The organism is Stutzerimonas stutzeri (assembly GCF_024448935.1).
GTDB lineage: Bacteria > Pseudomonadota > Gammaproteobacteria > Pseudomonadales > Pseudomonadaceae > Stutzerimonas > Stutzerimonas stutzeri_AO.
In genome coordinates this window covers 108245-117574 of the sequence record NZ_JAMOIE010000003.1, presented here as the reverse complement: position 1 = coordinate 117574, position 9330 = coordinate 108245, and the positions used below count along the sequence as shown (strand labels likewise).

Sequence of the window (9330 nt, the reverse complement as noted above, 5' to 3'; positions counted from 1 at the left end):
AATAATAAATGGCCGGCCTATTCCTACAAGAAACTGCCATGGTACGGAGCAATCATGAAGAAAAGTGCCACGCTTTCACTTGCTGTTTTATCCGCGTTAGCAGGTGCCAGCACGCTTACAAACGCAGCTGAAACCACTGAAAAAGAAGGCTTCATTGAAGGTAGCAGTCTGTCCGTCCTGAACCGAAATTTCTATTTCAACCGGGACAATCGCAACGGAGAACGAGGCGCAGGGGGCGCTGGATATTCCGAAGCGTGGGCGCATGCGGTTATTGCTAAATTCGAGTCCGGCTTCACTCAAGGTACTGTGGGTGTGGGTGTTGATGCTTTCGCCATGATCGGGTTGAAACTCGATACGGGCGGTGGCCGTAACGGTGCTCGTAGTTCGTTCGATGTGCTGCCTGTTGACAGTGAAGGTAAGGCGCGTGACGAGTACACCAAGGTTGGCGGCGCAGTAAAAGCCCGCGCCTTTGATACAGTTATCAAGGCGGGCGACGTGTTCCCGGCCACGCCTGTCGTCTCGTTTGGTGATTCTCGCCTACTGCCAGAATCGTTCCGAGGCGTTACCTTCTCTAATACCAGCTTGAAGGGACTTACCCTGCAGGGTGGTCGTCTGCACTCCATGAGCCAGCCTGTCTCAAGCGATATGAGAGACACGTTTGCTACCTTCTACGCAGGACCAGTCAACTCTCCGTGGGTTGGCTACTTCGGCGGTGACTATGAGCTCAACAAGTACACGACTGTCAGCTTGTACACCAGCCGCCTGAAAGATGCGTGGGACCAAAGTTACTTTGGAACATCGTTCACCTACCCGATATCTGATGAGCTGGCTCTGCTGGCAGGCTTCAACTACTATCGTGCCGTGGATGAAGGCAAGAAGCTGCTGGGTGAGTTCGATAATAACATTTGGAGCGGCAAAGTCGGTGTGCGCTTCGGCGCTCATACGGTGTCGCTCACTCATCAACGCAATAATGGTGACGACGACTTCGACTATCTCCGTCAGTCGGACTCGATCTACCTGGATAACTCTATCCAATACAGCGATTTCAACTCACCGAAAGAGCGCTCTTGGATGGTTCGCTACGATCTGAACATGGCGAAATACGGGATTCCAGGGCTCAGCTTCATGGCACGCTACGGCAAGGGTACGGACGCTGACTACTCGAACGCAAACAATGTGTATATGCGTCGAGATGCGGGCGGCAATCCACTCACCGACCAAAAGCGCTGGGAGCGTGATATCGAAGTCAAGTATGTCGTCCAAACCGGTTCGATGAAGGATATGTCCTTCCGTATTCGTCAAGCAAACACCCGATCCACTCAGTTCGAGTCTGATCTCGATGAGTTCCGCCTGATCGTGGAGTACCCACTCAGTATCTTGTAAGAATTGCGCGGTCTTTCAAAATTGTAATTGATCAATCATGCTGCTGTTAGTCTGACTTTGCTAATTTAGCACCAGGCATCAAGAGCATCTCACTGTGAAATCTTGCTCTCGTTTTTCACGGTGGTCTGATGTGGTGGCGATCGTCGGCACATCTACGCATTCACCTTTGAAGCACAAGTGCTCCTTTGGAAAAGGTGAATTTTGGCGCCCTTAATGGGCGCTTTTTTTTGCATGGAGGAAAATATGAATATTTTGAAAGGTTTCGTCGCTGCCGCACTATTTTTTTTCGCCGCTTCCGTCAGTGCGCAGAACAACGTTAAAGACATCAATGCCCGACTGGAACAAGTCGGCAAAGACGCCACCGCTCGATATGCTCAGAGCCTTAATAAACCTATGCCAGAGCTGAAGGATTATCGTTATGGCATGGACATGGATATTGCTAAACTGGTGCATGTCTCGCAGAATGTCATGTATTGCGGAAACGTCCGAAGCATCATGAGCTTTGAAGATTCGAAGGGTGAGTTGCATATGGTGAGATATATTGTTAAGGGTAATTGCTATAACAATAAATAAAAATGTAGCTGGTTTGGTGGTTGCTCGCCAAAAATGGTTGTCAAAAGTTTGAGCTTAGTCATCCCAGGTTTACAAATTTTTCTGATTTTACAGTGAAAAATGCATCCTAGGGCTGAGCGAGCCCCAGTTCGCTGGCAGGTGGTGAAAAGGGATAGCGGAGAGTTTCAAGACGAAAATTCTGCGGAGGCCTAGGGTAAAGGGTCCGAATGTCAATATTCTACACGTAGCGCTGATGTACGCTGTTCGCACACCAGCGCAATTAACTTCTATCAATCTGCTCAGTGGCAGTGACGATCACCTGTCTTGTGATTTGTATGACACCCCTTGGAATCCGTCCCGCCGCTGTGTGCAACCGCGGCTACTGAAGAAAACGAAAGGACAGCGGCGATCACGAGGGAAACGATCTTCATTTTGCTCACTCCATGTGTAGTTTTGTGGTGGCAATACGCCACTCGCGAAGGATATGGCGAAACGCCGTCATTCACCAAGCCTTACTCACCGGAAGCTGATGAATGACCTGAATTTGGACCGCGTTGCTGACGTCATCTTGTGCTGCAAGTCACTGAGTCAGTCGCTACCGTCAGCCTTGAACGCGGGCCGGCGTTGACGAACAGCATGCATCAGTCGGAGGGTGCGGAGGACCCCGCGTGCAAAGAGGGCTGCACTAAGCCATAGGTAAATACGGCCTGTGTGCCGAGAATTGTGGCAGGTCAATAACCTTGTTGACTTTGACTGGCAACGTAGTCGGAAGGGCGGACCCCCCCCGATTCTACCCAGCCTTGTAAACCACTTTTTTTCACTGTAAACCACAGTGGTTTACAGTGAAAAAAAGTGGTTTACACCCTCAGCCCGAACGCAGTGGCTGTAGGGGAAAAGGCGGGTACAAAGACTGCGCAAGGTCGTGGCTCAGAAAAAACTAACCCCCTGGTGCGCAGTACAGATCAAAGGAACCTGTCCGAGGCGTGGGGGCTAATCTCGGTATTGATGCTAACACGAGACTGCAGTGGTCGACAGCTGCTTGAAATGGCGATGCGGTTGTCTGTGAGTGCGGCAGGGGGAGCGGAGTATGCCGGCTCGGCCACAGTTCTCTGGTTCACTCATCAGCCTGCGCGATAGACAATTCGCTGACTGCAAGGGAGCCTCATAACCCTGACTGGTTCCTCATATCGAGTACCGTTGGCGAGATCGATCAAGAACATTAACCGCTCATTGATCTCATGCAACTCAATGGCTTGAACAGGCACCATTGTCCACGTGCCTGAGCCATCATCGCTAGGCATTACGCTCATGACGCAAGTCACGGTCGCGTTGGCGGGAAGGCTTTCCAGTAGCTGGCGAAAGTGATCCACGCAAGAAACGAGCATCATCCGCTGAAAATCAAAGGTGTTATCCAGCTGCCTAATGCACACATACAGCCAAGGTAAGGCCAGCTCCTGCTCAACGATCGCCCATTGCCTACTGCCGTCAGGGAAGTGAAGGCTGCCGCGAAGCTCAGCGCCTGGATGAGTCACGAACATGCAGGCCACCTCGTACCGAAAATGAACACTATAGATTGTAGTTCTTTAGTGTTCAATGACGCCTCATCGTTCCTTTTGCAGGAGTCGCAAATGGAACTGAATGACGCCATGGGCCAAGCGCTACGAAATGCTCGTGTTCGTAAGGGCTTGACACAGGAGGACTTTGGCAGCATCAGCAGTCGAACCTACATCAGCTCCTTGGAGCGGGGGATGAAAGGGGTAACAGTCAACAAACTGACCTCAATTGCCGACATGATGGGTGTGCACCCGCTTAGCATTTTAGCTGAGGGTTTTTTGCTGCAATCTGGGGGCAGTCTTGACGAGCTGCTAGCCCGCGTCCGAACCGAAATTGGTGATGAGCACTGAAGACTCAACATTGTAGGCTTAGCCTGCTGATGCAGACTGCAGCTGGTGAAATATGCACATACAGAAAAGGTAGTTAGCAGCCTTTGCGACAGGCCACTAACACCTCAAAGCCGCATTCCTCTCGGCAATCTGGAGCGGGGTTGGAAAAGCTGTCCACCCTCGCGTACACGCTCATGTGCCTGGTTAGCGGCATGCATTGACGCATCAGCGCTTGTGGGGGGCGAATTGAAAACTCCATTCCCAGATAGAGGTCATGACTGTTCAAGTCGGACGAAACCCCTGGTCACGGGCAGGTAACATCATGGTCAACTCAAGCCCAAATTCCCAATCGTAGGTTTATAGGCTCAGGGTCAGAGCTTCTTCATGCCCACCCGCCGGCGCATCTCGGCAGTAATCGTCTGCCGGGTTTTCTTTATGTCCGCCCAAGGTTCATTGCCTACTTCAGCCAATCGCCCAAGCACATTTTGTATGTTCCACAGGTTACCGCCCTTAAGCTCCTTCACTTCTTCTCGAAATATCGGAACCGACACAGGCAGCCCCTCGCGGGTCCGCGCTGCGTAGGCGCAGATCGTGGTCGCGCCCAATCCGTTGCGCAGGTAATCGATGAAGATCCGCCCGACACGGTTTTTCGGCCCTGATACTGCGGAAAATCGCTCAGGCAGCATTTTAGCCATGTGGCTGACGATAGCGTGGCTGAAGTTCTTGACCTCATCCCAGCCATGCTTGCGGGTCAGCGGTACCACCAAGTGAATTCCCTTACCGCCGCTAGTCTTGAGGAACGCCTTGAGCCCCAACTCATCGAGCACTGTGAGTGTCAGCTGGGTGGCTTCGACCATACTTTTCCATGGCAGCGCCGGGTCCGGGTCGAGGTCAAGGACGAAGCGGTCAGGTTTGTCGAGATGGTCCGAGGTGGCGTTCCAGGTATGTAGCTCGACTGTGTTGATCTGCACCGCCCCTATTAAGGTCTCGACGTTGTTAATGACCATCATTGGCTGGCCCGTGAGTTTATGATCGAGGGAGATGATGCCGGGAACCTTAAGGCGCTCGGCGTTCTTCTGGAAAAACAGTTCTCCGGTAATTCCATCAGGCGCTCGCACTAAAGCTACAGGGCGGTCCTTGAGCTGCGGGAGAATCCACTCGGCCACGCTTGCGTAATATTCCGCGAGTTGGACTTTGGTTGTGCCGCTGGTAGCGTCAATGACGCGATCCGGGTGGGTGATGTGTATCTTGCTATGTTCAGAATTGATCTGAGACGGCGCAGTCGGGGCCTTCTTCTTGGCTGAGGAAGCTTTGGCATCGATATTTTTCCCATGGATATTTTTAATGATAGTCGGCTGCTCCACCGTGATGTCGCTGGCAGGCTTGTCATCACGAAGGCCATGGAACACCGCATGACGCACCGAGCCGTCCTTGGTCATTTCGGCATAGGCCACTTCTGCCAGCAACTGCGGTTTAAGCCAATGCACACGAGTGAGCTCTGCACTTCTGGGCGGGTTAGCCACTGCAGGTTTCTTGGTTCGGAGAGGCTTGATTCGATCATGGATGCTCTTGAGAGTCGCCTCCGTAAACCCGGTGCCGACTTTGCCGACGTAGCGCAACTCACCGCTGTCTCGATCATGCAGCCCCAGGAGCAGGGCGCCGAATGCATTGCGTGAGCCTGTGGGATCGGTGAAGCCAACGATGATGAATTCCTGGCGACGCTTACACTTGAGTTTAATCCAGTCACTGCTGCGCCCAGAAGCGTAGGACGAGCCGAGGCGCTTGCCGATCAGACCCTCCAACTGCATATGACAGGCGCTGGTGAGCAAGTCATTAGGGTCTTCGATGAAGGCCTCGGAAAAACGCAGTAGGGGCTCTTTGCCGGACTTTAGGATCGCCAAGAGCGCAGCCCGGCGTTCCTCGACCGGCACCTCGCGCAGGTCCACGCCATTGAAATAGGGCAGATCGAACAAGTAATAGAAGATATTGCCACTCTGGCCTGCCTCGAAAGCGTTTTGCAAGGCCTGAAAATCCGGTATGCCTTGGTCGTCGATGACCACAATTTCACCGTCTAGCCAAGCTGAATTCAATCCTAAGGAAAGCAATGCCTTGGCCTGCCTTGGCAATTTGTGGGTCCAGTCGTGCCCGTTTCGTGTAAAGAGTCGAACCTTTTGATCTTCTATCCTGGCAAGCATCCTAAAACCATCGAATTTGCACTCATAGATCCATCGACCGCTAGGAGGCTTTTCCACCAGAGTCGCCAGCTGCGGCTTGATGTAGCCCGGCAGTTTCGCCTTGCGCGCACCGGTGAGTGGCGAGAGCTTTGTTTGCCGTACAGGCTCTGCAGCTTTCTTGGTGGGCTTGGCCTTGGCTGTAATTGATGTGTTGGGTGATTTGGCAACGATTGCCCGTTCGCTGATCACGCTGTCGGGTTCGGCGACAACCACGTCGTAAATATCTTCAGGCCGAGCGGAACTGTCTTGATGCTTGATAAGAAACCATTGCTCCTGCTTGCCCGGCATGTGCGTGCGAACCAGGTTCCATAGACCGCTCAGCTTCTCGCCCTGCAGTTCAAACTTGAGGCGGCCCTTTGCGTAGGCCTCGACCGGGTCGCCCAGAGGAATCCACATGCCGCGGTCCCAGACGATGACGTCGCCAGCACCATAGTGGCCTTCGGGTATGCTGCCTTCGAAGGTAGCGTAATCCAGCGGATGGTCTTCGACATGCACCGCCAGGCGCTTGACCTTGGGATCCAGTGACGGCCCCTTTGGTACCGCCCAACTCTTGAGCGTACCGTCCAACTCTAAGCGAAAGTCGTAATGCAAGCGCGAGGCATCATGCTTCTGAATGCAAAACTGCAATGCATGCGCTTTGCCCTTGCGCCTGCTAGATTTTGTGAGGCCAGCAGGCTCTGGACTCTCCTTGAAATCACGCATTTTGTTGTATTTTTCGAGCTTCTTTTCCATGATGCCCTCCGCAGAGTGCTTACAACATCGACCTTCGCCTCACCTGAACTCAGCATTTTGAAATTTACAGCTGTGAGGCTGGGTGATAGATCTCGACGCGAAACGCAACGGGTGCATTTTTTCAATCGCAACACCGTAAACAGCTCAGATAGAAAAATAAGGCTTCTCAAACGCAACAGCTGGGCTGGTACCTATTTGTACTTGACTTCATAGCGCCAATCGCCGTCGGGCACCGACTCGACCAGGGTTGCCAGCTGCGGCTTGATGCTGTCAGGTAAGGGGGCGGGTTTGGCTCCGGAAAGCGTCGCTTGCGCGGGTGTCTTGCGGCTGCGTGCCACCGGCGTCTTGACCGGCTTGACCGGTTTGGCATCGACTTCGAGCTTGGCCTTGCCGCGCTTGCGCGGAATCAGGGTCCGATCGCTGAGCACGCTATCGGGCTGCTCCTTGACGATGTCGTACTCCTGCTCGGAGCGCGCCGCCTCATCGTTCGACTTGATCAGAAACCATTGTTCCTTGCCGCCGTCCATGCGAGTGCGCACCAGGTTCCAGGTGCCGCTGAGCTTTTCCCCCTCCAGGGCGAATTTCAATTTGCCCTTGCGATAACCTTCCTGCGGATCGCCCTGCGGAATCCAGATGCCACGATCCCAGACGATCACATCCCCCGCGCCGTAATGGCCCGCCGGGATGGTGCCTTCGAAGGTCGCGTAGTCCAGCGGATGGTCCTCGACGTGCACCGCCAACCGACGCGACTTGGGATCCAGCGAAGGTCCCTTGGGGACCGCCCAGCTTTTCAGCGTGCCGTCGAGTTCGAGGCGGAAGTCATAATGCAACCGTGTCGCATCGTGCTTCTGGATGCAGTACTGCAGCGCGTGCGGTTCGCCGCGTTTGCGGGCGGCCTTCGCCTCGCCACCGGGTTCGGGGGTCGCGGCGAAATCACGCTTTCGGTTGTACTCGTCAAGCGCCATGGCACAGCCTCCGTGGTGCGCGAACGATTGGCTTCGGCTGGGCGGCGGTTGGGCTCCTATTCAAGCGAGCCCGGGTCCGAGGCGGAATCCGTCGGGCCGCCGTGGCTGGAGTGGCGACCCGGTTGAACGGATGGATCTTTCACGTCCGGGTCAGACTCACCTTCGGTAGCCGGTGGTGTGGCGACTGGATCACCGTCCTCCGTCACCGTGCGGCCCTGGTTGTTCTTGCGGGTCTCGAGGGTTTCCTGCGGCGTTGGATTGCCCATCGGGCTGGGTCGCGCGCCCTTCTCGTCCTCAGGCGTGCCGGCGGGCCATTGAGCAAACGCCGATGAGGCTATAACGCTGGCGAAAATTGATGTCAGTAATAATTTCATCGTTGCATCCTCTCTGCCTATGAGGGACCGCGGCGCCCGAAACGGCCAGGCCCATGATTGCGGGTGGGTAGCGTGATGCCAAACAAGTCGAACCCTTCAGCAGGCGCAACGGCAGCCTTTGCGCCGCGGTTGCCCTTCTGCCGAGCGGTGGCAAAACGGTATTTACAACGAGACAGGTCCTGCTAGCGTTGACACATGCAGCGGGTATCAAGCCGCGGCATCTGGCTGCGAGTAGCCTCGCTGAACCTGGACACACGATGGGAGGAAGGATCATGGCTTCGCGTCTACCTCTGCTGACGATAGAGAACGTCCTGCGCAACTACCTTCATCCGTTCCGCTGCGATTGTCATGCCCAGGAAGACAGCCGCGTCACCGTCCGACTCTACGAAGAACATCTGGATGGAGAGGAGCTGACCGTGCTCGGCATCACCGATGATCAATGTCGCGATGCAGCCAACCTCGTACGGCTCGCCCAGGAATTGCGTTTCGAGCTATACGCGACTCGTGGTGGTCTGACGAACGACTCGCTCCCGGCAAAAGTGGCCGAACGGTAGCCCAGGCTGCCGCTCGGCCAACGGCTGCTCTTTCAGCGCTTGGCCTCGGTGTTGGGTGTTTGCGCACGGGTCAGATAGGCTTGAGTCAACTCCGCAAGATGACTGCGCATCCAGTCGGCCATCGCAACTTCTTCAGCCAGAATGCGAGTGCAGATTTCCTCGGTCTGCGTATCGCCTACGGCCTTGGCAGCGGCGATCAGGATTTCGTAGGAGGCGATCTCCAGGTTCTCGAAGACGTAGCCCATCTGCGCGCCTTTGACGATTTCGTCATTGACCATCATTCCGCCCATGGCCTGCCCCATCGCCATCATCTTGCCCCCCAGATCCTTGAAGCCCGAATAGGACTTGTCGTACCGCTGCAAGCAGGTTTCGATCAACTTGGCCTGGTTCTGGGTTTCGGTGATGTGTTGCTCGATACGTGCCTTCAGCTCGGGATAGTGCTCGATGCGGCTGGCCTGCTTGCTGAGCATGGACTCAGCCTGGGCTTCCATTGCGTGAGCATCACGCAACCATTCAATCAAGCGTTCGCCGCGGACATCATTTCCGGTTTGTGCACTTTGCATGTCGTCTCTCCCATGGTTTTCGATAGCGATCAGGTTCACACCTCTTGTTAATGTGAAACGGACTGCACGTGGGAGTTCCGCGTATCCGAC

The 9330-nt window shown here is 54.7% G+C and carries 9 protein-coding genes and 1 pseudogene; 4 read left to right on the top strand and 6 right to left on the bottom strand.

The window, feature by feature from the left end:
* Nucleotides 1-54: 54 nt before the first annotated feature.
* Together NA637_RS01750 and NA637_RS01745 are read left to right on the top strand one after the other, a co-directional pair.
* The gene (locus NA637_RS01750; protein WP_019751559.1) at nucleotides 55-1383 is read left to right on the top strand and encodes an OprD family porin; all 1329 of its coding nucleotides are present in this window, start codon (nucleotides 55-57) and stop codon (nucleotides 1381-1383) included.
* Nucleotides 1384-1626: 243 nt separating this feature from the next.
* A complete protein-coding gene (locus NA637_RS01745; protein ID WP_019751558.1) occupies nucleotides 1627-1956 on the top strand; it encodes a DUF2790 domain-containing protein in 330 nt (109 codons plus the stop codon).
* A 278-nt stretch (nucleotides 1957-2234) separates the two neighbouring features.
* Here the strand turns inward: NA637_RS01745 and NA637_RS01740 are convergent, their stop codons facing one another.
* Both NA637_RS01740 and NA637_RS01735 read right to left on the bottom strand, forming a co-directional pair.
* Nucleotides 2235-2366 carry a YHYH domain-containing protein gene (locus NA637_RS01740; RefSeq protein WP_110096711.1) on the bottom strand — a complete coding sequence of 44 codons (132 nt, stop codon included), beginning with the start codon at nucleotides 2364-2366 and terminating at the stop codon, nucleotides 2235-2237.
* A 690-nt stretch (nucleotides 2367-3056) separates the two neighbouring features.
* Nucleotides 3057-3473, bottom strand: coding sequence for a hypothetical protein (locus NA637_RS01735; RefSeq protein WP_019751557.1), 417 nt, complete (start codon nucleotides 3471-3473; stop codon nucleotides 3057-3059).
* A gap of 90 nt (nucleotides 3474-3563) precedes the next feature.
* Here NA637_RS01735 and NA637_RS01730 point away from each other — a divergent pair, with 90 nt between their 5' ends.
* Nucleotides 3564-3839 (top strand): helix-turn-helix domain-containing protein, encoded by a 276-nt coding sequence (locus tag NA637_RS01730; RefSeq protein WP_019751556.1) that lies wholly within the window; start codon nucleotides 3564-3566, stop codon nucleotides 3837-3839.
* Nucleotides 3840-4189: 350 nt separating this feature from the next.
* On the opposite strand, the gene ligD is transcribed toward NA637_RS01730, so the two are convergent.
* The 3 genes and pseudogenes from ligD to NA637_RS01715 form a co-directional block, all read right to left on the bottom strand.
* Nucleotides 4190-6784 (bottom strand): DNA ligase D, encoded by a 2595-nt coding sequence (gene ligD / locus NA637_RS01725; RefSeq protein ID WP_019751555.1) that lies wholly within the window; start codon nucleotides 6782-6784, stop codon nucleotides 4190-4192.
* A gap of 197 nt (nucleotides 6785-6981) precedes the next feature.
* Nucleotides 6982-7749 (bottom strand): annotated as a pseudogene (locus NA637_RS01720) (DNA polymerase ligase N-terminal domain-containing protein); the annotation flags it as partial.
* Nucleotides 7750-7805: 56 nt separating this feature from the next.
* A complete protein-coding gene (locus tag NA637_RS01715; protein ID WP_256070706.1) occupies nucleotides 7806-8123 on the bottom strand; it encodes a hypothetical protein in 318 nt (105 codons plus the stop codon).
* A gap of 272 nt (nucleotides 8124-8395) precedes the next feature.
* Here NA637_RS01715 and NA637_RS01710 point away from each other — a divergent pair, with 272 nt between their 5' ends.
* Nucleotides 8396-8677: a DUF1652 domain-containing protein gene (locus NA637_RS01710; protein ID WP_256070705.1), complete on the top strand. Its 282-nt coding sequence runs from the start codon at nucleotides 8396-8398 to the stop codon at nucleotides 8675-8677.
* A gap of 32 nt (nucleotides 8678-8709) precedes the next feature.
* Here NA637_RS01710 and NA637_RS01705 read toward each other — a convergent pair whose 3' ends face one another.
* Entirely contained in the window at nucleotides 8710-9240 is a 531-nt protein-coding gene (locus tag NA637_RS01705) for a ferritin-like domain-containing protein (RefSeq protein ID WP_256070704.1), read from the bottom strand.
* Between the last annotated feature and the right edge of the window lie 90 nt (nucleotides 9241-9330).

What these genes read in the sequence shown, in the direction of transcription:
- NA637_RS01750 (WP_019751559.1), top strand. Translation starts at nt 55, where the DNA reads ATGAAGAAAAGTGCCACGCTTTCACTTGCTGTTTTATCCGCGTTAGCA.
- NA637_RS01745 (WP_019751558.1), top strand. Translation starts at nt 1,627, where the DNA reads ATGAATATTTTGAAAGGTTTCGTCGCTGCCGCACTATTTTTTTTCGCC.
- NA637_RS01740 (WP_110096711.1), bottom strand. Translation starts at nt 2,366, where the DNA reads ATGAAGATCGTTTCCCTCGTGATCGCCGCTGTCCTTTCGTTTTCTTCA.
- NA637_RS01735 (WP_019751557.1), bottom strand. Translation starts at nt 3,473, where the DNA reads ATGTTCGTGACTCATCCAGGCGCTGAGCTTCGCGGCAGCCTTCACTTC.
- NA637_RS01730 (WP_019751556.1), top strand. Translation starts at nt 3,564, where the DNA reads ATGGAACTGAATGACGCCATGGGCCAAGCGCTACGAAATGCTCGTGTT.
- ligD (WP_019751555.1), bottom strand. Translation starts at nt 6,784, where the DNA reads ATGGAAAAGAAGCTCGAAAAATACAACAAAATGCGTGATTTCAAGGAG.
- NA637_RS01715 (WP_256070706.1), bottom strand. Translation starts at nt 8,123, where the DNA reads ATGAAATTATTACTGACATCAATTTTCGCCAGCGTTATAGCCTCATCG.
- NA637_RS01710 (WP_256070705.1), top strand. Translation starts at nt 8,396, where the DNA reads ATGGCTTCGCGTCTACCTCTGCTGACGATAGAGAACGTCCTGCGCAAC.
- NA637_RS01705 (WP_256070704.1), bottom strand. Translation starts at nt 9,240, where the DNA reads ATGCAAAGTGCACAAACCGGAAATGATGTCCGCGGCGAACGCTTGATT.